The following is a 24,411-nucleotide window of genomic DNA, read 5'->3' on the forward strand; positions in this document are numbered from 1 at the left end:
CAAGTTTAAATATTGCGAGACTCCGGCTTAGACACGCTGATGCGTTTTCAGATAAAACTCCTTGCCATAACTTAGGGCAAAGTTCCGAAACTCTACTACTGCCGGGGATAAATATCTATTTTTAATGCTGGCTAGGTAGATAAAACGCTCGTATTCTGGATTAATAATAGGCAATGTTTTGACGTTAAAATAATCTAACGATGAAATGCGGGGCATAACTCCGATCCCGTAATTGATAGACACCAGTCCTGCCATTGCCGTATCTTCTTCAATCTCGCAAATAATCTGTGGCGTAACGCCCGCCTTGGCAAACAAATTCTCAATAATGGGCCGAACCCCACTCTTTTTGTTGAAGAAGATCACCGGGTAATCTGCTGTATCCTTGAGATCAATTTGGTCCAGAGAAGCCAGCGGATGATCAGGTGAAACAATGACCACCAGTTCCTGCTGAGCCAGCGGAATAAACTCCACATCCGGTTCATTTTCTACGTGAGAGCAGAACGCCACATCATAGTGTTCCTGCTTCAGGCCTTGAATAATATCGTTCGTATTCCCTTGGTGAAACGAAAAGGAAATGTCTTTACGGGCATCCAGAGCTGAAAAGGCTTGGATTATTGCTGGAATGAAGTGTGAACCTAGTGTGTAAATGAACGCCAAATCTATATTACCATGACTTGGACTCACTAATTCCCGTAAGTTATGCTCCCCCTTTTCCAATTCATCCATCGCGTGCTCCACATACTTCAGAAAAAATCGTCCGTATTTGTTTAACCGAATATTTCTCCCCTGCTTCTCAAACAGATGAACGCCCAAATCCTTTTCTAATTCTGAAATCGCATGACTTAAACTGGGTTGAGTGATACATAGCCGCATAGCTGCCTGAGTAAAATGCTCCATCTCCGCAAGTACACGAAAATATTGTAAGTGCTTCAGGTTCATAATTATGTAATTCCCTTCTTTAATTCATATTTTAAATTATAGAACCAAACTATGAAAAACGATAAAAATATGCATTGGATTTATAATAACACCCCTTATATAATTAAGACATAGACATTATGTGAATATTTTCACTTGTTTGTGGGCGTACTTTAATACACCTGGACGATGCCTACCTAGGCCATTGATCTAAAATTTATGTTGGGAGTTACACTTATGAAAAATCCTTATATCAGAATGGCAACAGGGCTTTATATCAACTATTTTCTTCTGGGTATGATTAATGTTATTCTCTCGTCGAATATGAGCTTTCTGACCGTGCAATTGAACACGGATAAAGCAGCCATCGGCTATCTGGTGTCAGCGATTGGAATCGGTAAACTGCTCGCTCTCGGAGTAGCCGGAAAAATGTCAGATAAATACGGAAGGAAACCACTGATTGTTATTGCATCATTTGCTTATTTAATCTTCCTAATCGGTATTCCGCTTGCACCTAACTACACCTTGGCATTCGTGTTTGCCATTATCGCAGGGCTCTGCAACTCGATGATGGATGCGGGGACTTATCCCGCACTCATTGAAGGGTTCGGAAAAAAAGCCGGGTCTGCAACCGTCCTAGTCAAAGCATCCATCTCGATCGGTGCCATTGTTATTCCTTTCATGATTGCATTTTTTATTAATCACGATATGTTCTATGGATATTCCTTCTTTATTCCAGCAGGAATTTATCTGCTGAACGGGATTTTCTTGTCAATGACCGCTTTCCCCAACCACAAAGCCGAGGAACAAAAGGCTCCAGCCGAGACTGGTCAATCAACGGATTCGTTCCACAGCGAGCCTAAGTTTTGGCAAGAAGGTTTGTCTCTGATTATTATCGGTTTTACTTCAACTGTATTGTTCATGATCGTGCAGCTATGGCTTCCTACCTTTGGACAAGAGGCTCTTGGCATGGACAAAGCCAGCGCTATTAAGCTGCTGAGCTACTATAGTATAGGTTCATTAGTTTCCGTTATTTTGTTGGCTATGGTACTTGGTAGATTCATTAAGCCCATTACCGTCATGATTGTGTATCCGCTTATTGCCCTACTTTCTTTGCTGGCTTTAATTGTATGGCACAATCCTGTCGCTACCTTGATCAGTTCATTCTTAATCGGCTTGTCTACCGCAGGCATATTCCAAATTGCCCTTACGGTAATGACGGAATTTTTCCGCAAGAACAAAGGAACTACGACTTCTCTCGTAAACATAGCAGCCAGCCTATCGTTCATCCTGATGCCTTTGGCTACCGGGAGCATGTCCAAAAGTCTGGGAATTACCTCCGTATTCATTCTGGATATTGCGATTGCTGTAGTCAGTATTTTGCTGGCCGTGTTTGTTGCTTATCGATATAAAAAAGTGTTTCATTAAACTACACACGTTACTTGGAGGCTTATATCATGAAAAATGCTGGACGTATTGACGGAAGAACACAATTAATCGGACTGCTAGCTACACCGATCGGACACTCTTTGTCCCCGGCTATGCATAATCTTGCGTTTGAAAAGCTGGGCCTAAATAACGCGTATATGGCCTTTGAAGTAGGCAATGAACAGCTTGAAGAGGTCGTACGAGGGATGCGCGCTCTGAACATACGCGGTTATAACGTGTCCATGCCTAACAAAACAGCTATACTCCAGTATCTTGACGAGCTAGACGACAGCGCTAAATTTACAGGTGCCGTCAACACTGTCGTGAATACGGATGGTAAGCTGAAAGGCTACAGTACAGATGGATCAGGTTATGTTCGTAACTTGCAGGAGAACGGCATTGATCTGAAAGGTAAGAAAATGACACTCATCGGCTCAGGCGGTGCTGCAACGCCGATTGCTATTGAAGCCGCTCGAGCTGGTCTCGCTGAAATTTCAATTTTCGCTCGTAATGACCAGTTCTTTGCCCGGGCGGAAGAAAATGTCCGTATGATTAATGAAGAGATGAAACATGCCCAAGTCAAGGCGAATATCTATGCATTAGAGAATCAGGAGAAGCTGCGTGAAGAGATTCTTACAAGTCATATTTTCGCTAATGGTACAGGTGTGGGTATGAAACCGCTGGAAGGCAAAAGTGTAATTGAGGATGTGTCCATGCTTCGTTCCGATCTGATTGTAACCGATGTAGTATACAGCCCAGCTAAATCCAAGCTGATGGAACAAGCTGAATCCGTAGGTGCAACCGCCATTAACGGTCTGGGCATGATGCTGTGGCAGGGCGCATTAGCCTTCGAACTGTGGACAGGCCAAGAGATGCCAGTCGCTTATATTAAAGAACAGCTTTTTGCTGATCAACTGTAAGATTTAGAGCTGCTCAACAAGCACATCAAGCCATGAGTTCCTTCTATTATATACGCATATATGTACTTTAAATACGATGCTCGGCGAATGAACACTTCTGCCGGGCATCGTCTTTTTTATGGGTACAGCCCCGTTCTTCCTTCTCTTTTCATTAATCCTTATACGGGTCAAACTCATTGGCCCCAGCCATGCATACCCCGATTGGCTTCAGCACATGCATAACTTCCACGGTCTCGGAATGAGCGTCCAGTACCTCGCGCAGTTTGCGGTAGACGAACGGACTTTCGTCTGTACCTGCTCCGCGCAGCTCGACACCGTAGTTCCGAACAGCCTCCTTCATCTGTACATCCGTGATTTGTCCACCACTCCGTGTGCGGGTTTTCCAATTCATTTTACCGGCTGCCTGGGTACGACTCATAATACGACCTGCGCCATGGACTGTACTATAGTAGGAATCCCGATTTTCTACCGAATCTTTCCCACGCACAATCACCGAGATATCGCCCATGCTTCCTCCAATAAAGCCCATTTGGCCAGGGGCCGAGGGGGTTGCGCCTTTGCGGACTACAATGGTGTCGCGTCCATCATGCTGTTCCTTCCACGCGTAATTATGGTGGTTATGCACCGTAAAATCCGCTTCGGTCCCCATAATACCAAGCACTTGTTCTATCACATAGTCACGTCCCGCATACGCATAGCGTCCGGCAAGGCGCATCGCACGGTAGTACATGTCTCCCAGCTCACTGTTCATATCCAGCAGTACAGGCGGCTGATCCATATGTTCTCCCGGCGCCTTTCCGAGAAACTCCCGTCCTGCAGCCAAATTTAGAAACCCGCTTGCTGTTTTGTGCCCAAAGCCTCGGCTGCCAAAATGATTGGCAATCCAGACCTGTCCTGTCGCTTCCTCCACAAATACATCAACAAAGTGATTACCACTCCCTACTGTACCCAGCTGTTCTCTTGCCAAGGACTTCAGTTTGTCATGTTCTTGTTTCCCAATCGCCGCATATACTGCCCAATCTGGGTCATCGAACAGCTCATGGTCTACCTGAATTGCATTCACACGGCCTACGCCAAACGAAATATGACGTGCAATCTCATCCATCACGGCTGAAATACGTGGCATAATATCTGCGGCAAACAGCTTGGATCTTACCGCCTTATTCCCGCAGCCGATATCATACCCTACACCTGAAGGTGAAATTTGTCCGTCATACACCATCACACCGCCAATCGGCTGACTGTAGCCTTTATGATGATCTGCCATCAGTAGCGCCTGAATCACATTACCATTTTCGGCACATGTGCGGGCTTGAGATAGTGCTCCCGGGTCAGGTGATCCCCATACGCGTACTCCATTGATTTCTTGATAAGCCATCGCTTTATCCCTCCATATTTTGCAAGAAAATTTCTATATGTAAAATTGACTACTTTTAAACTTTGGATCTCTTAATAGCATTATGTACGGTTTACCCGCTTCCGAACAGGGCGTAAGTATTACAAGCACAACATCAGACGTCTCTATAAGAAAGTCCCTATAAGAAAATAAAAAAGGATATCCATGCAGCCGACCAGACTGTAGGATATCCTTTTATGATTATTTAGAAACCATTAATCAATTTTACTAATATTTTTTGATGATTCCGAATTGATCCACAATAAAAGGTTTGGCATCATTTTTGTTTTGATCAATTTCGTACGTTACGGCTGTAAGTTTATTTTCGTCTACGGTGATGCCAACAAAATTCTGTACCTGTCCTCGTACAGGTCTACGATTGTCACTCGGATCCGGGCCATATACTGCCGCATGATTCTCTTCAGCTAGCTCAAAGAGATTATAGTACTTATCTCCAAGTTTTTCGCTTGGATTCTTGTAGTAGACTTTGGGGCCAGCGGTTGCTGGGATGACATAGATACTTCCATCTGGATTCACACTATATTCAATCGTCTTATCATTTAATGTATCTTTTAATTTTGTTGGCGTTGTTGCTTTACCCTCTTGGTTGATTGGTTTCGTCCGAGCATAAATATGATCGTGCCCCTGCACGACAAAGTCGATATCAAGTTTGTCCATGAGTGGAGCGATTTGGTTACGAACTCCATTGTTATCCATGATGTCAGAATCTGTTGCATGGTTAGAGGTAGTGTAGGGACCTTTGTGAATGTTAACAATGATCCACTTTGCACCTGCCCTTTTGGCTGCCGCAGCATCTTTCTTTAACCATTCAACTTGATCTTCAGAAAAATTGGCATATTTCTCTGAGTCCTCATTGGAGTTCAGTACGATAAAGTGAGCATTGCTGTAATCAAAGGAGTAGTACGCTCCTGTTTTAGTAGCAGAACCAGCTGGTTGATTAATATTAAAGTGATCATAAAAAGCGTAGTTCTCATCCTCGTGATTACCTGCTGAAGGAACAATGGTTGTATTCAAAAGACTTTTTTGTGAATGTCCCAACAACCAGTCCCACTGCTCTTCTTTGGTACCGGTGTCTACGATATCTCCGTTGTGGACTACAAACTGAGCATTACCTACAGTTTGAAGTGCTTTTTCGAGCGTCTGTGAAGACAATATGGCTTCATCTTCACTTTTTGCTTGTGTATCAGCTAAATCAATGAAGGTAAATTCGCCGCTCTTAGGAGCCGTTTGAAACGTACCTGTTTCGCTCCATATCCCGCGCGCTGCATCACCCACACGATAATAATAAGCTGTGTCCGCTTGAAGACCTGTAGCTACAGCTTTATGGACAAGCTCTTCTGGAGAATTGGTCGATGGAGAAGAAGTCCCTTCAAATGTAAGAGCACTCGTAAAATCAGCTTCAGAAGCCGTTTTCTTGATTACTTGAACAGTGCTCTTCGTGGAAAGTTTTGAAGTATACCAGGTAAATCCTTTGGAACCTTTTGTGTCTCCATAAAATGTAGCTGTAACTTTACTAATACCATGATCTGTATTCCCTGATGACTCAGCATGGACAGGCAAGGCTGACATGCCCGTAATCAAACCTAGTGCAAGAGCAACAGACATAGATGTTGCTGACCATTTTTGAAACTTCTTAAACATGTGTACACTCCTCTGTGTAGTTAATATGTAAAAGTTATAAATATGATCATATCAATCAAATGTTAATACGTTGTTTTAGGAAATATAGTAATTTGTAAAAACGAGGTGTTAAGTGACCTAGCGATTGAGGAGAAGGATAACTGCTTTACCCTTTTAGGGCTACAAAGCCAAATAAGGCTAACCGTATATTTGCAAAGTTTGCAAAATCGGCAGCCCTTTGTGCATTGCAATTTCGATCATTCCACTGACTAATGTGCAGAAGTATTTTTCAAATCTGCTTCATAACGAAGGCCGAATTGTTGTCTTGCCTCCTCCATCACTTCAGCGACTGTAAGTGAACACTCCAAAGAGTTAATGGAACTGTTGCGTTCACCAATCTTGATCAGATCTATAAATTCCTGAATTTCATAATACATGGGCTCACGCGTCTGAGCTTTGGTCAGATCCTCAATCGTGCCGTCCCGATAATGAATTTTCACCTCATAGGGCTGACTGATTTTGTCGATCACCATCGTTCCATTCTCACCCTGAATTTCAGCAGGCAGATAGGAATCTGTAATTTTGGAATACATGACGATAGCATCCATATCAGGATACTTCATCACGATACTGCCCTCGCCATCGACACCAGAGGATAAAAGCACACCAACCGCCCGAACCTCCTCAGGTTTGCCGAACAAAGTCACCATAGGATACAAACAATACACGCCAAGGTCCATCAGGGAACCATTGGAAAAGGCCGGGTTAAACGCATTCAATACCTTACCTTGCTTAAAAGCATCAAAGCGGGAGGAGTATTGACAGTAGCTTGCAAAATAACGCCGAACCCGGCCTATTTTATACATATGATCCTTTATTATTTTAAAGTTAGGCATAAGTGTGGATTTAACGGCCTCCATCAGCAGAACATCGTTGTTGCGCGCGGCTTCGATCATACTCTTCACCTCTGCTGCATTAGACGCAAAAGGTTTCTCACACAACACGTGCTTTCCGTGATTCATACATAAGATCGCCTGCTCCGCATGTAAGGAATTGGGGCTGGCAATATATACGGCATCGACCTGGTCACTTGCGGCCATTTGCGCCAGGTCTGTAAAAACCTCCGGCTGGCTGTTATATTTGTCAGCAAAAGCTTTGCCCTTATCCTCTGTGCGTGAGTATACCGCCGTCAGGGAAAATTCGTCCGTCTCCATCGCAGCTTGAATAAACCTCTCTGTTATCCAGTTGGTTCCAACAATACCAAAACGCATCACAGTATCCCATCCTTCCCGTGAGTCATTACAATTCATATGTACCTATTCTCGCATTCCAGCCTAAACTTGTCCACTATACCGTTAGTCATATCTCGTGCTTCAACATGTTTATTCGACAAAAAAAGACTGCGGTCTATCAGCTTAATTTATACTGATTGTACCACAGTCCCTGTCAGTTATTTGGGGTTATATCTCTATTTTTTTGATATTACTTTTCCTACTTCTTCCAAAATAGCATCCATGGAAGCAGGGTCATGTACATCATACTCATCAATGTTCAGACGCAGTACAGGGCAGGCATCAAATTCGTTGATCCAATTGGAATATCTGCGATGCATTTGCTCCCAATAAGAACGCTCGGTCTGGATCTCCATCTCGCGACCGCGCTCCTCAATCCGACTCAGAATGGAGGGCAAACTGCCTTCCAGATAGATCAGCACATCAGGGTGAGGGAAAAACGGTGTCATCACCATCGCCTCAAACAGGCTAGTATACGTTTCATAATCGGTAGGATTCATCGTTCCCTGATCGGCATGCATTTTCGCAAAAATGCCTGTATCCTCATAAATAGAACGATCCTGCACAAAGCCTCCACCAGACAGGAAAATATTCTTTTGTTCCTTGAAGCGTTCCGCGAGAAAATAAATTTGCAAATGAAAGCTCCATCTTTCGAAATCGTGATAAAATTTCTCCAGATAGGGATTATGATCGACCTGCTCCAAAGAGGTTTTAAAACCAAGGCGTCCGGCCAAAGCACCGGTCAACGTGGATTTACCTACACCCACTGTGCCCGCTACCGTAATCAAGGCATTTGCAGGAATGTTGTAATTATTCACTATATAAGCTCCTTTACATCGGAAACAATTTGTTTAAATTGTGCCTGATTTTCTACAAAATCAATTTCATTCCCGTTCACGGTCAATATACGAGGGGAAGGGGACTGTTCAGCGAGAAACTGCATGCCTTTATCATAATCTATGATCAATTGCTCCAGATAGGCAGGGTCCATCTCCTGTTCAAAAGAGCGTGCACGCTTGCGAATTCTCCCCAGCAAGGTATCCAAATCTGCTTTGATATAAATGATAATGTCCGGCTTAGGCATATCATCTGTGAGCAAATGATAGATTTGACGATATTTTTCGAGCTTCACACCCTTAAGCGTACGTTCAGCAAAAATCAAATTCTTGTAGATATGATAATCAGAAATAACAGGCTGAGCTTTCTCGATATATTGCAGACCAGTATCCTCCAACTGCTTATACCGATTGCAGAGGAAGAACATTTCCAACTGGAAACTCCACTCATCTATATTCTGATAAAATTTATCGAGAAATGGGTTCTCCTCGACAATCTCTTTGATTATCGGCCAATGTAGCTCGGTTGAAAGCATCGAAGCTAACGTCGTTTTGCCTGCTCCGATGGGCCCTTCAACGGCTATAAATGGGGCTTGTTTCATGCGGTTCTGCTCCTCCTTGTACTCCAGTCCATCCTGTGGACAACTATCCTATTGTATCACAAGGTAGTACGCTAAAGGCATACCAAATCTATGGATAAAACAAAAAAACAGAGCGCTATATTTTGCTTCATAGCGTCTCTGTTTCTCATTTAAACCAACCTTTTTCATTAAAACGTGTAATCGCTTCGATCCGGTTACTGACACCCAACTTATCGAGAATGACTGAAATATAATTGCGCACCGTCCCTGTCGTTAAATACAGTTCACCAGCAATCTCTTTTGTGTTCTTTCCGTCAGCGATGAGCGCCAAGACGGTCTTTTCACGCTCTGTTAGCGGGTTGACTTCGGCATAAGCATCATCGACCAGTTCCGGAGCATAGATACGCCGACCTGCCATAATACTGCGAATGGAGGAAGCCAGCTCTTCACTGGGACTGTCCTTGAGTAGATAACCGTGTGTCCCCGCCTTGATCGCTCGTTCAAAATACCCAGGGCGGGCAAACGTAGTTAAAATCAGCATCTTGCAGTTCAAGCCTTTGAGTTCTTCAGCCGCATCCAATCCGCTCTTTATTGGCATTTCGATGTCCATAATGCATATATCCGGTTGATGCAGCTTCACCAGTTCTATAGCTTCTTCCCCGTTGCTTGCTTTTCCGACTACTTTCATGTCCTCTTCCAAGTCTAGCAGAGAAGCTAGAGCACCCAGCAGCATACGCTGGTCTTCTGCAATGACAATTCGAATCATGGCCCCACCTCCTCGTTCGGCTTTTCAGGGATATTGGGCACTTTAATGACCAAGGTCGTTCCCTGATCTGAACGCAGCTCCATACATCCGTTCACGAATTCGAGCCTTTCCTTCATACCTTGCAGGCCGTTTCCACGAAGGGTTCCATTTTCTCTCGTAATACCGACTCCATTATCCTGAATCCGAAGAGTTAATTCCTTACGAGACGGCTCAATCGTGATGGAGCAAGCGGTAGCTCCACTGTGTTTCACTACATTGGTTACGGCTTCCTTCATACACATGCTAAGAACATTTTCATTCATTAATGATGTATGCTCCAGCTTCGGGTCGCCCTCTAGAGTTAATTCAATGTGAGCAGCCTTTAAAATCTGCCGAATACGTAGTAGCTCATCCTCTAGTCGCATACCGCGCATTTGAGTAACCATTTCCCGTACCTCTTTTAACGCGCTTCTTGCCGTGAGACGAACATCGTTAATTTCGACATGCGCCCGCTCCGGGTACTGATCCATCAGTTTGCCCGCCAAATCGCTCTTCAGCCCAATGAGTGACAACTTCTGACCTAAGGTATCGTGCAGGTCACGCGCAATTCTTTGCCGTTCCTCCAGCTTAATCAATTCCGATATTTTCTTATTGGCATCCTCCAATTGGACTTGGAGCCGATCGCTTTTGTTGCGATTAAAATTCGTAATCGGAAGGAGAATCACACCGATCAGATTAAGCAGGATAAAAGGAATCTGTTTAATAAAAACGGGATTCTGAGAAACAAAACCATAATTGATCAATCCAATCGTAATAACCATTAAAATAATATACAGCGTCGTAAATGCAGCCTTACTTTTAATATTACCGATCAAATAGGCGATAAATATGGAAAAGTACATATAGCTGAACAGCAGTGTCATGGTAATCGATATGGCAATCTGTACACTGGTCCAAAAGTATATGAGCCAGCCTTTTGAGACAAAAGCCAGTACATAACATGCAAAGAATACCAAAATAATAGCAGTACCCAAAATAATATGACCTGTAGATGAAGAGCTAAAGTAGTAAAAGGGCAGGATGTAAAAGACGACCCAAACATAAGGGCTAAGCCCTGTATTTCTTTGGAAGATCTGATACCATTTTTGCATCCTGCCCACCCTCTTCTACTTCACATGACTTATATTCCTTATCTTATCATACCAGGTTTTGTTCAACGTTATTTTCTTTCTGTGCCTACAACAGGTGTAGGCATGGGTTTCGTAACTGCTACACGTTTGCTGAGGAGCGGCTTCACTTGTTTAAAGGTCAAAAAGGTTTTCGTATTTTCATCCCAAAGTCGGAACTTCAACGATTGCAGACTGCTACTCACTGTGATCGTGGTCGCCTTTTGAAGTAACGGTGTCGCTTCATGTGCTTTCTCCAAATTATAATTTGGAACTTTGGGACTCAGGTGATGAACGTGATGAAATCCGATATTGCCCGTAATCCATTGCAATACTTTAGGAAGCTTGTAGTAAGAACTGCCTTCTACGGCTGCATTAATATAACTCCACTCTTCATCGTGCTCAAAATACGAATCCTCAAATTGATGTTGTACATAGAACAACCAGATTCCCAACATACCGGATACAAAAAAGATAGGTGCCTGTACGAGAAGGAAGGCCTGCCATCCAATAGCCCAGCACAACAGTGCATACAATGCAACGATGGATATATTCGTCACATGAGTGTTCATTTTTTCCTTGCGTTTGGCTGTCTTGATATTAAAGCGATAGGAAATCAAAAAAGTATAGATCGGACCTAGTCCGAACATAACCCAAGGATTTCGGTATATGCGATAGGCCAACCGTGTCCATGTGGAAGCCTCTGTGTACTCTTCTACCGTAAGCACCCACATGTCACCTGTGCCTCTTTTATCCAGATTACTGCTGGTTGCATGGTGGATCGCGTGACTATTTTTCCATTGGTGATAAGGGCAGAGCGTAATAATACCTGTAATCGTTCCCACAATGTCGTTCAGCTTGCGGCTTTTGAAGAAGGATTGATGACCACAATCATGAAAAATAATAAACGTCCGTACCACAAACCCCGATGCAACAATGGCAATGGGAAGCGTCAGCCAGTACGAGACCGACAGGCTAAGATAAGCAGCATACCACAATAGGATCAGTGGACCCAAGGTATTGATAAGTTGCAGAACGCTGGATTTCGTGTTTATTTTCTCGTAGGGAGCCATATTTTTTTTCAATTGGGCTAATGGGAGTTGTGTCATACTCATTATGATCCTCCTTTAAAATGACGCCTATACCTTGATCCTGTTAGGCGTACATGTTGATCTAATCTCAGTATAAGGAGAACGCTCTAGGCGCTGTAGTCATAAACGTCAGTTCGTGTATATGACATTTGTCATATAGACAAGTAACATAACCCGTTTTCCAAATGTTCGCGGGTTTCTTTTCTGATGATTGTTTGTTAAAATATAAGGTATAATAACGCTGTATGTGACTGGCGAAGTCAGTGGAATGAACCACGAGGGAGCATACAAAAAAAGCGTACCGTTCGCCTGGGAGAAGTATTTGCAGAGGATTCGTCTGTCTTGACGACCTTGTGCAAATACTTTTTTTCGTTTTACAAGACCATGACACCCTGTTGATTCCATTATGCAATAAATTCAGAGGAGGCTCGGACTATGGCTATTATCATGAAATCCAAAGAAGCAGCTGAGCAAGTATATGCAACGATCCGTTCACAGGTAGAAGAAATGAAGCAGCAAGGACACCGTCCCCATCTGGCAACCCTATTGGTAGAAGGTGATCCGGCATCTGCATACTATGCACGGACCAAGCAAAAAATAGCGGAGAAGCTGGGCATCTCATTTCATCTCCATACGTTTGATCGTCATGTTAGCGAAACCGAGCTACTGCACCTGATCGGCAGTCTGAACGATGCATCCCATGTACATGGCATTATGCTGGAACTGCCGCTTCCCCAACATCTTTCCGCCTCCGTTATTAAACAATCCATTGCCCCCTACAAGGATATTGATGGGATTACACCCGATAACAAGCTGGCTACTGTAACAGGTGACGCCGGACTATATCCCGCAACACCTCAAGCCTGTATCGAGCTGCTCAAGCATTACGGTCACACATTGGCAGGCAAAAATGTCACGCTCGTGGGCATCGGACAGACAGTGGGACTTCCCCTTTTCCACATGTTGCAAAGAGAAAACGCCACCGTTACCGCCTGTCATGCAGGTACGCGTGATATTGCAGAGCATCTGAGCCATGCAGACATTGCCTTCGTGGCAGTCGGATGCCCTGATGTGATTACGCAAGATATGGTTCATCCCGGTTTGATTTTGGTAGATGCGGGAATTAATGAGACGCTAGAGGGAAAAATAGTGGGAGATGCCGCTTTAGACGTGGGGGAAAAAGTACATGCTATTTCTCCGGTTCCCGGCGGTGTTGGCACCTTAACGACTGCGATTTTGTACAAAAATCTGCTCAAAGCAATACATCTGCAACACTACTCCAGAGAGGTGGTTTACTCATGAGTGAACTGTCGTGGAATCATTCCATCGGACATTTTCTGAAAGAGGCTGCAAGTGCAGCTCCTACCCCTGGCGGAGGAAGTGTATCCGCACTGGCTGCGGCACTAGGCGCGGCTATGACCTCCATGACCGCCAACCTTTCACAAGGAGAAAAATACGCGCACATCCATGAACAAATCACGGACGTCATTAGCAGCATGGAAAGATTGTCTACACATTGTGAGGAATTAATGGTCGCAGACATCCAATCCTTTGAACAGTATATGACTGCCCTGCGTTTGCCCAAGGAAACAGACGAAGAAAAGCGCTATCGTACCCATTCCCTACAGACAGCGGTGATCGCTGCCATTGAGGTACCCATGCGCCTGCTGGAAGTATGCCGAGACGGATTGTCGCAAGCCTATAACATTGTGGAAGTGTCCAATAAAAATGTGATTTCGGATCTTGGCATCGGCGCGATCCTGTTCGAAGCCGCCGCTCAATCTGCCCTGCTTACCGTCGACATTAACCTTGCTTCGCTGAAAGATTTGGATGTCAAACAATCCTACGAAGCTAAAACAGCCGCACTCCTCCGTGAAATCGGACAAATCAAAGAACAAACCTTATTGATGGTGCGCAGCCGAATAACGGGCTGACCATTGGAAGAACCCGTCCCAAGTCATATTCTGCTTCCATGCTCAAAAAATAGCCTCTCAAACCCGCCTCTGCTCGTGGGTTTGGAGGCTATTTTATTGGAATCCAACGATTTGTGGAAAACTTTTCTATATATTCTTCGTCTATTGATAAGGAGATATTCCCCAAGGCGTTATTTAACCTTATATACATTGATGAAGAAATGAGGAAAAACGCATGAAAAGACGTACTCTGTTAATCAGTATGATCGCGCTGTTATTGTTCAGCTCCAGTGCATGGGCGGCCGGTGATGAATCGGCGTCCCGTATTCGCTCCTATGATTCCGGGAGTCTGATTCAATCCGATGGGAGCTTGTGGTTATGGGGCTATAATCAATCCGTACCGACTCGTGTAGAGGATAAGCCAAACGTTGTAAGAACATTTTCGAATATAATCCAGGAAGGCGATCTGATATTTACCTTACAAGATCATTCCGCCTGGTATGTGCCAAGAAACAACATTTCTGAATCCGTGAAATTCATTTCTCTGGAAGGACTACCAAACATCATAAACGTGCGTATTATGAATGATCATGTGCTCGCCCTAAACGCCGAAGGAACCGTATTATCCGCTGATCGAATCGAAAATGGTGGCAACTTTGCTCCTTTTCAAACCCTATCCGGCATCGAAAATGTTACAGAATTGGATAGTTACTATGAAAAAAGACCGCAATATGAGGAACGCTGGATCTTCTTGAAGAAGGACGGAAGTGTATGGAAAAATACAAGGTCCTTGCAGGGCTTCGAGCTTGTTCCATCATTAAAGGATATTACTGCTATCTCCAAAAACATAGCCTTAAAGAAAGACGGTACTGTATGGACATGGCCCAAAGAATTTGATAAAAATGTAACTCCGTCCGAAACTTTATCCGTATCGCAGATTCAAGCCTTATCGGACATCAAAATAATTAAGACCAATGGAAGTTCCAATCTCGCGATTGATCGACAAGGACGGTTATGGTTCTGGGGTGAAACGGTCACAGGTTACTCAGATAATACAACCTATCACAATGAAAATACCCCTGTGCTATTATCAGGAGTAAAAGATGTTAAAGACGCCTTTTTCGCCGAACGCTCCATACTCGCCCTCACCACAGCTGGGAATGTATATGTTGCGTCTCTAGATGGTGAAAAGTTACCATCCAACGCCCCCTTTACATTGCTTGCTAAAAATATTCAAAGTATCAAAGCAGGTCCACGGCACGTAATCATGCAAAAAGCAGATGGGGCCTTATGGGGCTGGGGTGTCAACAAACACGCGCAGCTAGGTATAGGAGACTATGAGTTTCTGTATAGTTCACCAGTTCCTGTACAAAAACCGATTCTTGTCCGTCTCAATGGTTCGCCTGTCTCTCTGAGTAATGGTGTCATTACCCGCAACGGGCAAGCGTTTATTCCCCTTCGTTCTGTTTTTGATAAACTGGGGGCCGAGATCGCTTATGATTTCAACAGCAAAATAGCAAAAATAGATCAGTCCAAGGCAGAAGATCACCCTGTCTTTCTAGAAATAAATTTCAAAACCAGCCAAGCAAAAGTGAACGGTAAGGCTGTAAAGCTTACCAATCCGCCCTTCATGGTGAATGGTATTGGTTATCTTCCATTAAGGCTGATCAGCGAAACGCTGGGGGCCAAGGTAGATTGGATACAAAAAGAAGATACTATTGAAATTACGACAAAATAGTAAATCAAAAACCAGTCCAAACATGATTCATGTTGGACTGGTTTTTAATGCTATATACTGTGTATAATATGCGATCTCTTATCTATTTCAACAATTTGTTATAGCGCAGAATCTGCTTATTGTTTAGCTTTATTCTCTTTTTCTCTTTCGACCAGCATATCTACGATCATATCAATCTGTCCTGTAATAGCGATTGGATCATAGCGATAATACGTATCAAAATCGTTAAAGAACACTCTATTGTTCTTCACCGCAGGAAGATTCCCCCATACAGCGGACGACTTCAGTTGCTTGAGCGCGTCACCCTTTTTCTCCGGGTCATACGTAGTCAGGAACATATAATCTGCGTCATACTGCGGCAATACCTCCATCGAAAGCTGTACCGTTTGTTCCTTGGAGTTCACTGTTTTCTTTGGCAAGTTCAGTTTGAGCGCATTGTACACGGCTTGTCCACCGCGACCCGCATTGTCGCCAAAGATCCAAAGTGCATGCTTGTCCGTCAGCTCATACAGACCGAAAGTTGCCTTTTCGTCAATCACACCTTTAAGACGTGCGCGACCTTCAGCGGCCTTTTTATCAAATGCAGCAATAAATTGCTCAGCCTTCTCCTTTTCCCCGGTGATATCGCCGAACAGCTTGACCGTATCATAAATATTAGTCGTCGTGCCGTACGGAATGTACAGGGTAGGTGCAATTTTAGACAAAGCCTCATAATTCGTATCCTTCATAACCACGATCAGATCGGGTTTGAGTTCCAACGTCTTTTCCAAATTGGTCGGATCACCCACCTCTTTGGTTCCTTGTTCCTTCAGCAAATCGGTCAGAAAAGGATTTTGAAACGCAGTCGGCTCTACACCCACCACGTTAGCACCCACGGACAGCAATTCTCCACCGTAAAAATCCGTTACAATGCGCTGTGGCTTGGTCGGAATTTGAATATCCCCTTTAACCGTTTTAAAGCTTCTCGTCTCTCCAGTAGAAGCCGACTCTTGCTTATCTCCTGAAGATGAAGCCGGATTACTTCCATTATTATTTCCGCCGCAAGCGCTGATGAATACAGACAATACAAGTAACATAGCTGTCATCATAAAATACGATTTCCTTTTCAACTGATTAGCCCCCTATATATTGTGCAGATGATCTCCCGATACATGTGATAATGATTATCAATATCGTAAGAAATATATCAAGCGTCGTCCTTGCTGTCAACTGAAAAACGAACTTTGCACATTCCTTTTTAATAAACCAAAAGACCTGCCAAAATGATGGCCAGGTCTTTTTCGTGGAGCCGTCTTCAAAAACCTACACATTGGGGCTAGGTTGCTGAAGACTGCTTTCTGGTGATCGCTGTTTTGTTTTATATTCTTCTCCCCAATCTTTCATCAAGTTAATAATCGGTATGAGCGTTTTCCCGAATTCGGTGAGAGAGTATTCAACCTTAGGCGGAACCTGCTGGTATACTTCACGGTGAACGACACCATCCTCTTCCAGCTCGCGCAATTGGAGTGTCAGCATACGCTGGGTGATCCCCGGACATATCCGCCGAAAATCACTAAATCGCTTAGTCCCATACATGAGATGATACAAAATAATCCCTTTCCATTTGCCCCCAATCACGTCCAGCGTGAACTCAACTGGACACGCCTGATCATTTCCAGCGGTACATTCCCCAAAGCCGCCTTTCCGATTGCGCATAGGCTTTTCTCCTCCTTAGTATCATTTTATATACTACAGCACATTAATGTGCGTACTTCAAAAACGATCATGTATATTCTAATATTAAGCATGTCACTTGGTAAGCGTCAATTTTAATCACATCCATAAGGAGTGGAATAACGATGGAAACCTTAGCTACTACTAAAGATCAAATCTTATCTGCATACGAGTTCAGACATGCAACGAAGGAATTCGATAGTCATAAGAAAATTAGCGATTCTGACTTCGACTTTATTCTTGAAACCGGTCGTTTATCTCCAAGCTCGTTTGGCTTTGAACCTTGGAAATTTGTTGTCGTTCAGAGTAAAGCTATGCGTGAGAAGCTACTGCCTTACTCTTGGGGGGCCCAAAAACAACTGCCAACAGCCAGCCATTTTGTACTCATCCTCTCTAGACTTCCTGAAGATATGATAGCCTCCTCCGATTATATCAAGAGTATGATGGAGAACGTGCAGCAATTACCAGCTGAAGTGATGCAAGGCAAAGAGAAAGTATATGACGCCTTCCTAAAATCAGATTTTGCGCTGGAGGAAAACAAAAGAGCCTTGTTCGAGTGGGGCTGCCGACAAACCTACATCGCACTGGGCAACATGATGACTGCCGCAGCTCAAATCGGCATTGATTCCTGCCCTATCGAAGGTTTTAATAAACAGGAAATCGAACGCATCCTCTCTGAAGAAGGCATTATGGATGCCAAGCATTTCGGTATTTCTTGTATGGTGGCATTTGGCTACCGTCTCAACGAGCCGCGTGGCAAAACTCGGCGATCTGTAGATCAGGTTATTGAGTGGGTGTAAAACCTTTTCTCTAAAACAAGGGGGTGTCCCCACAGCCATTTCGATGGCTGTGGGGACACCCCCTTTTCATAAAACCTCAGCTCTTAACTCTTTCCAATTACTTACTGATAATTTACTTCTTCTGCAAAGTAAATATCCTTCAAACGATCCTTTACGCGTTGAATTTCATCCGCTGTTAAAGGAGCCGTTGGACATAGCTTGAAGTTCCTTCCGGTGACATAGCTTACGTCCGTGTGACCATCCAAGTTGTAGTCCATCTTCGGAACCGGTTTTCGGGTATAATCGGTAAAGTCAATAATGGACCATGTCGCATCTCCATCCTCTTTGGATAAAATAATCCGCTGTGAGGCATTTTCGGTCCACAAATAGCGCAGATTTGCTGGTGAATTATTGGAATCCATAGCCGTCTTAATACCTGAGCCTCTAAACATGAGCGTAAACTCCGTATGATCATTATTGGATCCTGCTACCGATTCATAAATCTGTTTCAGCCCGTCCACGCCTACAATCTCAACCTTGCGATCAACAGGGAAGTGGTTCACAAAATTCTCCCATATTGGAGCCATGTTATGGGTGTTGGCAAGTGCGTTGATGTCCAAAATAATGGACAAGTAGTTTACCGTATTTATACGTTGATAAGGGTTATCCAAATATTGCTGTACTATATACAGTTGTGGTGCTGCATCCGTCTCAGTCACATATGGGTCAAGCGGATGAAGAGTCCAGCGTGAGGAATCTTTCGTATAGCGTGATCCAATCGGATCAATCGTAACCGAGTTCATGAATACGGTACCGCTATTATCTGCTAGTCCCTGTGCGGGAACAATTGGATTGTCCTTATGGGACCAGTAAGGCATCAATGGAGAGCCCTCACCATACATACCGTTCACATTATATTGTGTAGCCGACCATCCCATCGCGGAAGTAATCCGATAGTGATCTTTAAGCCATTGAGTCTGTTCGGGATTTACCGTAAAGCTGGTCAATGATTTCGGAAGATACTTCCGATATTGGTCTGTATCCATGCTTTCAAACACCGATGGTGATCCCATTGTACCGGATTGGTGCAGCTCATTGAATGCATTGTAACGATACATATACATCCACTCGTCCATTCGAGCTTCCCAAATAGGAAACTTTAACTGGTTCGGATACCCATCCAACATTCCGACTTCATCTCCATACTGATCGACGAATGCCAAAACCTGTTTAAGCTGCGGGCGATTTGCTTCTACAAAAACAAATCCGTTTTCCATCGCCCACGTCACTTTGATATTGGGACCAAAGTGGTCCATCAGCAATTGACGCGCTTGCTTGATTTGATCTACCGTAGTCGCGCTTCCCTGCAGCATGATGGAGACAGCAAAGTATTGCTTTTTGCGTTCTCCCGGTACTACTGTTAATTCCGCATCGGATGTGAAGAGAACCCCTTGAGATGGCGACTCAACCGTGATTTTTAATGGAATGACCGAATTTACTACCGGAATCAAATGCAGGTTAGCAATTTTTCCATCCTCATCAAATATCCCTCTGGAATCCTCTACCCGAAGTATCAAGTCTGAGGGCAGCCATCCAGGAGCTATAACCTCTCCATTAGCATTATGAAATACGTAGGACATATTCCAAGCAGCAGGATCTAAAGTAGCAGCCTCTGAAATGGTATACGTAGCCAAGTATACGGACCTGATTACGTTCGGTGGCTCTGCCGGCGGAGTCTTCCCTTTCACGATCAGCTTGGCCTGAGCTGTAAGGACCTGATAAGGTTTGGCAACGGTGACCTTCATTTCTACAGGAATGAAGCTGTCCGCAACCGGAATATTTTCGGGATGTGCAATTTTCCCTTGTTCATCAAAAATACCTAACCCATCACTAAATGTGTACGTAACACTTGTGACGCTGGCAGCAGGAATGCTTACGGGTCGCCCTTTATTGTAGAGCTGAAAAGATAGCTGATACGAAGGGTATGTCTCCGGTTGATTTACCAGCTCCTGCGCCTTGATTACGACCTCATCTACCAGAAAATCCGAAGAATGATCCGGTGGATCTACCGGAATTACTGGTGGTTTGGGTTTAGGTCCCGGCGGTGTCACCGACGGTTCCGGCTTCGGTTCTGGTGGTGTCACCGGAGATGCTGGTGAATCAGGGCTTGGGCGATGCCTTTTAGGCTCCTCGACTTCCGAATTCACAGGTTGTTGACTAATTTCCGGTGTCACATCGACCTCGATCTTCTTCGATTCTTGTTGGCTGGTCGTCTGAGGCATCGTTGCAGTTCCATCTCCTAATGACCCTAGCAAACGCTTGGCACGTTCTCTCAGACCGTCACCGCCTAACCATATTCGATAAGCAACCAGCGTGGCATCCTGCCGTCTCACAGACTCTTTAGGATGGAAATAGTGATTCGTATCTCCCTCGATCAGTTCCAGCCGTTCCATCAGCCATACGCTCGTTTGTGCATAATCTGATATATCAGATTGATCCACAAAACTGGATATACCAGCCGATCGGGTATCTTCAGTAACACCAAAATAGCGGGCATACCAAACGGCCATATCCTGACGAGTCATATTGTGCTTGGCACCGAATAATTGATCACTAATTCCTTTCGTAATGCTCTCTTCCTGTAAGGCCTGTACATAAGGTAGAGCCCATGGTGACACATCACGAAAAGAAGTTACGCCTCTGTTATTCGATGTTCGCTTTAAGGTTTTAGCGAAAATGCTTGCCCATTCCTGTCGCGAGATAAAATGTAAAGGTCGAAAGCTCCCATCCTGATAACCCGTAACATAACCTTGAGCAGCCATGGCCTCAATCGCATCAGCTGCATAGGAATGTTCGATATCGTTAAAGGCTCTGTCCGCAAAAACAGGCGCACTATGTATACAGAACAACCAGACAGCCAGTAAACCAGCCATGTAATGCCTAATTTGTTTTAACTTTTTTTCATAATTCATTATTCGGAATCATTACACCTCCTTTACTAGATAGCACTGAGCCACTTTCGCCTGTACTTTCATATCAACTTTGAAAATTAGTCTCTCTTGTTTTCAATCGGTTTTTCATTACTGTTAACACCAAACTGTATATACTTGAATTATCGGAATAATCTCCCTAGGATTGAATAAAGCCAGTAAAAAAAGTAGTTTTGGCAATCTACTATCCTGTTTATTCACCATCTTTTTTTAAGCCGTAATTCCCTATCACTAAACAATGGTTTTCATTGGTAATTAAATATTTATCATCTTTTTGTGTTACTATGTTGATCCCGTATACAAATAAAAAAAGAGATAACATCTGTATCCGCATTCGCTTGAAGAATACAAAATGTTATCTCGTTCTCGTGTACATATATACTTATAAAATCCTGTCTGCTGTTTTAATTCTCTTTAAACTCAGAACCCTTATAAACATAAAAGTAGCCGTTTAAAGCCCCATTTTGTGGATAGGCAGCAGGATCTTTGCCTTTTATTTGACCAACCAACTCTCGATTTATAAACGCAGGGGGGCCTTCCTCAACTAGCGCTTCAGCAGACATTCCAGTGATTGATTTTACTGTGTTGGACCAGAATGTAACTAAGTAGACATCGTCAGCATTAAAATGATAGCGTCCTTCACTTGGAGTTCCCTCATAAAACAGCTCTGCCAAAGAAGCTGCCTCAGACCCTCTCATAAAAATTCGAATCTCATCGGTTCCGTTCCATGTATGAGGAACTCCACCTTTTGGATTAACGTATTCTACAGTTTCTGGCTCCTTGTCGCTAATAAAATCAACAACTGCATATTTATAAACCTCATCTGTTACACTCTTGGTTGCAATTTCAGTTGTTTTCTCTGTTCTATAGCCACTGAACTTTCCATACACATTCGGGGTTTTGCCAATAGCAGCTAAGGCCTTTTCCTGATCCATGAATCCGGCTCTTCCAGCTACTGGTGTCAGCCTGTACGTCTTGATTTCAGTCCCCTTGTACTGATCCCAAGTGTATTCGTAATAATATTTCGCATAAGATACTCCACTGTTCCAGCCTACGGATAACAGCATGAGAATACCTATCATGAATACTAACGGCCATTTTTTCAACTTCATACCCTCAACCTCTTTTCTCCAAGTACACTCAAATCATCATTAGCATTATAGCTTTTCAATAAATCTATCGACAGTTAAATATTAGAAGAAAGTGTGGATAAATTATGTCCTTGATAATTTACTATTTGCCTGTGTTTTACTGATCGGTTGCAGCTTTGAGACGTTTTTCCATTTCTGTAGACACCATAATGTTTAATAGCCCCATAAGATTATTGGTCTCATCTCTTGCTTTTTGATAGGCCGCAGCGAAGGCTTTTTCATTCGCGGCAGGGTTTTTAATGTCACTTAGTTTCTTCCACTCGGGCTTAACGCGTTGATCGTACATATCGTACAAGCTGATGTCTGTAGGTGTCTGGGCAACAGGCATCATAGACTCAAATTTCGAGGCAACCTTAAAAAATCCCAGCGTATTTTGGACCGATGGACTAGAATAATCATGCGTCTTCATCGCTTCTTCTAAAATATGAAGTCCCTCTCGTGACAAATAGAGCATTTTGACGAGTCCTCTTTCAGTATTAGAGGTTTCCTCCCACTTCTTGTAGGACTCACCTGGAGCAACTCCCTCTGTAAAAAAATTATAAGCTTCATGAATAAATTCATCTGTATTCAGGTGGATGGGTTCTTCTGTATATAAATTCACGACAGAATCACTGTAATTTGCAATGTTTACATGTTTCCCAGTTGGATCGGAAACCCGCCGAATCGGATGATCCTGCACTCGTACCAGTCCATAACGATCGGCAAAGGTAAGAAGCTGCTCCTGCGTCGTATTTAACCCTATTTGTCCTGCTGGCTGATCGGGTTTCGCTGCTTCTTTAGCCACGTCGGAATACGTCTTTCCATTACTTTTTGTAGCTTGGTCTGTAGTATTGCTCACAACACCATCCACACCAGCCTGTTCCGCATTGTCCGCCTTGGCATTCTGGGTAGTCGTAGTGGTTGCCGTTGCTGCTCCAGTCGTAGATTCACCTTCAATTTGCTTCTTGGAGTCACCGCATGCGGTCAGCATAGCAGTTAAACTTATTACAGCAGTCAACAAAATAATATACGCTTTTGCCTTCATCAGTATCTTCCTCATTTCCTTATGTATCATTCTTTCGTGGTTTGATAGTAGACTTCAATAATATGGAATTAATCTTATCAAAAATAAAAATGAGAGAATACTGGACCATACTCCTGATTATCTTCGATGATTCTATAGTAATTCGTTGTTTTCTGAACTAAAGTCGTGGCTCTCAACCTACATAATGGGCAAATTGCCCGTTGACTTTCGGAATACTTGATCCTCGGTACTACTCCTGCCTGTTCAAGTTACATCATATTTGGTTCCTAGTTTTCTAAAACCGATCGTGCTGTTTTAAATCAGTAGGTTGTAGTAAATCGAATATTACAAACGAAAGCACCTGTAATTCATATAGAAATGGATGAATTACAGATGCTTATCTATTAGTTAGTAATGAGACTCCCTATTTTATTGTTTTTATGAATATTTTCCGTTCCGGCATCCAATGCAGTTTTGTAATATGAGCATTTATGTTCAATAACTTCCATTGTTTTTTTAAGTTCTTCCATTTGTGCTTCTACAGTTGCTTTTCGTTCCATAAACATGTCATATCTTTGTTGTAGTGTGGAATCCCCACCAGAACACCAATCAATGAAATTTTTAATTTCTTTGATCGGCATCCCGGTGGATTTTAGACATTCAATTATTTTTAAAGCGTCGATATCGGATTCTTTAAATAATCTTGTTCCGCTAGATGTCCGTTCTACAAAAGGCATAAGTCCCTCTTTGTCGTAGTAACGCAAAGCGTATGCTGTAAGATTCAATTCTTTTGCAACTTCGCTGATAGAATACGTCTTCATCATGTATCTCCTATTCTTAATGACATAGACTTCGAGTTAACTCTATGATATAAGGGGGATTCTATCAAGGTATTTGTAGAATGTCAAAGTCCCCTTATAGGAAAAGTAGAATCAGATGCTATCTAACGAAATATAATTAGCAAGAAAACAACATTACTGAATAGACGCTTATAAACCTGCGCTTGACTTAGAGTTAACTATAAGGATTAACATTGATTTGCAAGAGAAAAAGTATAAATGGAAATGAATGAAGGGGAACTTCAACCGACTTCAGCTAGTTTTCAATTTA

At 43.3% G+C, this 24,411-nt stretch carries 21 protein-coding genes and 1 riboswitch; of the genes, 6 read left to right on the plus strand and 15 right to left on the minus strand.

The features are described 5' to 3' along the window. Nucleotides 1-27: 27 nt before the first annotated feature. On the minus strand, nt 28-939 hold the full coding sequence (locus ACEN8J_RS17770) for a LysR family transcriptional regulator (RefSeq protein ID WP_069012907.1): 912 nt from the start codon (nt 937-939) through the stop codon (nt 28-30). Between the two features lie 216 nt (nt 940-1,155). On the opposite strand from ACEN8J_RS17770, the gene ACEN8J_RS17775 reads away from it, so the two are divergent. Both ACEN8J_RS17775 and ACEN8J_RS17780 read left to right on the plus strand, forming a co-directional pair. After that, complete coding sequence (locus tag ACEN8J_RS17775; protein ID WP_029517617.1) at nt 1,156-2,346, plus strand: MFS transporter; 1,191 nt, start codon at nt 1,156-1,158, stop codon at nt 2,344-2,346. A gap of 29 nt (nt 2,347-2,375) precedes the next feature. Beyond that, nucleotides 2,376-3,266 (plus strand): shikimate dehydrogenase, encoded by an 891-nt coding sequence (locus ACEN8J_RS17780; RefSeq protein ID WP_165149981.1) that lies wholly within the window; start codon nt 2,376-2,378, stop codon nt 3,264-3,266. Nucleotides 3,267-3,417: 151 nt separating this feature from the next. On the opposite strand, the gene ACEN8J_RS17785 is transcribed toward ACEN8J_RS17780, so the two are convergent. The 8 genes from ACEN8J_RS17785 to desA all read right to left on the minus strand — a co-directional run bounded on the left by ACEN8J_RS17785 (nt 3,418) and on the right by desA (nt 12,038). After that, the gene (locus tag ACEN8J_RS17785) at nt 3,418-4,644 is read right to left on the minus strand and encodes an RtcB family protein (RefSeq protein ID WP_165149979.1); all 1,227 of its coding nucleotides are present in this window, start codon (nt 4,642-4,644) and stop codon (nt 3,418-3,420) included. 246 nt (nt 4,645-4,890) lie between these two features. Beyond that, on the minus strand, nt 4,891-6,324 hold the full coding sequence (locus tag ACEN8J_RS17790; RefSeq protein WP_495593804.1) for a purple acid phosphatase family protein: 1,434 nt from the start codon (nt 6,322-6,324) through the stop codon (nt 4,891-4,893). 248 nt (nt 6,325-6,572) lie between these two features. Beyond that, nucleotides 6,573-7,574 carry a Gfo/Idh/MocA family protein gene (locus ACEN8J_RS17795; protein ID WP_029517621.1) on the minus strand — a complete coding sequence of 334 codons (1,002 nt, stop codon included), beginning with the start codon at nt 7,572-7,574 and terminating at the stop codon, nt 6,573-6,575. Nucleotides 7,575-7,771: 197 nt separating this feature from the next. Further along, a complete protein-coding gene (locus ACEN8J_RS17800; protein ID WP_013308920.1) occupies nt 7,772-8,413 on the minus strand; it encodes a deoxynucleoside kinase in 642 nt (213 codons plus the stop codon). After that, a complete protein-coding gene (locus ACEN8J_RS17805; protein WP_029517622.1) occupies nt 8,413-9,033 on the minus strand; it encodes a deoxynucleoside kinase in 621 nt (206 codons plus the stop codon). The genes ACEN8J_RS17800 and ACEN8J_RS17805 overlap by 1 nt, the downstream gene beginning before the upstream one ends. A gap of 145 nt (nt 9,034-9,178) precedes the next feature. Beyond that, entirely contained in the window at nt 9,179-9,778 is a 600-nt protein-coding gene (locus tag ACEN8J_RS17810) for a response regulator transcription factor (RefSeq protein WP_029517623.1), read from the minus strand. Continuing rightward, complete coding sequence (locus ACEN8J_RS17815) at nt 9,775-10,908, minus strand: sensor histidine kinase (RefSeq protein WP_029517624.1); 1,134 nt, start codon at nt 10,906-10,908, stop codon at nt 9,775-9,777. The genes ACEN8J_RS17810 and ACEN8J_RS17815 overlap by 4 nt, the downstream gene beginning before the upstream one ends. A gap of 68 nt (nt 10,909-10,976) precedes the next feature. Continuing rightward, the gene (gene desA, locus ACEN8J_RS17820; protein WP_029517625.1) at nt 10,977-12,038 is read right to left on the minus strand and encodes a Delta(5) desaturase DesA; all 1,062 of its coding nucleotides are present in this window, start codon (nt 12,036-12,038) and stop codon (nt 10,977-10,979) included. A gap of 213 nt (nt 12,039-12,251) precedes the next feature. Beyond that, nucleotides 12,252-12,336: riboswitch (ZMP/ZTP riboswitch) on the plus strand. A gap of 113 nt (nt 12,337-12,449) precedes the next feature. Between desA and ACEN8J_RS17825 the strand changes: the two genes are divergently transcribed. The 3 genes from ACEN8J_RS17825 to ACEN8J_RS17835 all read left to right on the plus strand — a co-directional run bounded on the left by ACEN8J_RS17825 (nt 12,450) and on the right by ACEN8J_RS17835 (nt 15,665). Continuing rightward, the gene (locus ACEN8J_RS17825; protein WP_029517626.1) at nt 12,450-13,316 is read left to right on the plus strand and encodes a bifunctional 5,10-methylenetetrahydrofolate dehydrogenase/5,10-methenyltetrahydrofolate cyclohydrolase; all 867 of its coding nucleotides are present in this window, start codon (nt 12,450-12,452) and stop codon (nt 13,314-13,316) included. Further along, nucleotides 13,313-13,948 carry a cyclodeaminase/cyclohydrolase family protein gene (locus ACEN8J_RS17830; RefSeq protein WP_069012904.1) on the plus strand — a complete coding sequence of 212 codons (636 nt, stop codon included), beginning with the start codon at nt 13,313-13,315 and terminating at the stop codon, nt 13,946-13,948. Before ACEN8J_RS17825 ends, ACEN8J_RS17830 begins: the two co-directional genes overlap by 4 nt. A gap of 214 nt (nt 13,949-14,162) precedes the next feature. After that, on the plus strand, nt 14,163-15,665 hold the full coding sequence (locus ACEN8J_RS17835) for a stalk domain-containing protein (protein WP_069012903.1): 1,503 nt from the start codon (nt 14,163-14,165) through the stop codon (nt 15,663-15,665). A gap of 116 nt (nt 15,666-15,781) precedes the next feature. On the opposite strand, the gene ACEN8J_RS17840 is transcribed toward ACEN8J_RS17835, so the two are convergent. Next, nucleotides 15,782-16,774, minus strand: coding sequence for an ABC transporter substrate-binding protein (locus ACEN8J_RS17840; protein ID WP_449292563.1), 993 nt, complete (start codon nt 16,772-16,774; stop codon nt 15,782-15,784). A gap of 193 nt (nt 16,775-16,967) precedes the next feature. Beyond that, on the minus strand, nt 16,968-17,360 hold the full coding sequence (locus tag ACEN8J_RS17845; RefSeq protein WP_068938572.1) for a winged helix-turn-helix transcriptional regulator: 393 nt from the start codon (nt 17,358-17,360) through the stop codon (nt 16,968-16,970). A 143-nt stretch (nt 17,361-17,503) separates the two neighbouring features. Here ACEN8J_RS17845 and ACEN8J_RS17850 point away from each other — a divergent pair, with 143 nt between their 5' ends. Then, nucleotides 17,504-18,178, plus strand: a complete 675-nt coding sequence (locus ACEN8J_RS17850) for an NAD(P)H-dependent oxidoreductase (protein WP_029517631.1) — start codon at nt 17,504-17,506, stop codon at nt 18,176-18,178. 101 nt (nt 18,179-18,279) lie between these two features. Here ACEN8J_RS17850 and ACEN8J_RS17855 read toward each other — a convergent pair whose 3' ends face one another. The 4 genes from ACEN8J_RS17855 to ACEN8J_RS17870 form a co-directional block, all read right to left on the minus strand. Beyond that, nucleotides 18,280-21,129 carry a DUF3863 domain-containing protein gene (locus ACEN8J_RS17855; RefSeq protein ID WP_495593806.1) on the minus strand — a complete coding sequence of 950 codons (2,850 nt, stop codon included), beginning with the start codon at nt 21,127-21,129 and terminating at the stop codon, nt 18,280-18,282. 422 nt (nt 21,130-21,551) lie between these two features. Continuing rightward, complete coding sequence (locus tag ACEN8J_RS17860) at nt 21,552-22,259, minus strand: hypothetical protein (RefSeq protein WP_029517090.1); 708 nt, start codon at nt 22,257-22,259, stop codon at nt 21,552-21,554. A gap of 136 nt (nt 22,260-22,395) precedes the next feature. Further along, nucleotides 22,396-23,322: a hypothetical protein gene (locus ACEN8J_RS17865; protein ID WP_165149971.1), complete on the minus strand. Its 927-nt coding sequence runs from the start codon at nt 23,320-23,322 to the stop codon at nt 22,396-22,398. Between the two features lie 383 nt (nt 23,323-23,705). Next, on the minus strand, nt 23,706-24,122 hold the full coding sequence (locus ACEN8J_RS17870) for a MerR family transcriptional regulator (protein WP_029517092.1): 417 nt from the start codon (nt 24,120-24,122) through the stop codon (nt 23,706-23,708). Between the last annotated feature and the right edge of the window lie 289 nt (nt 24,123-24,411).

Source organism: Paenibacillus sp. Paensp38 (genome assembly GCF_059491915.1).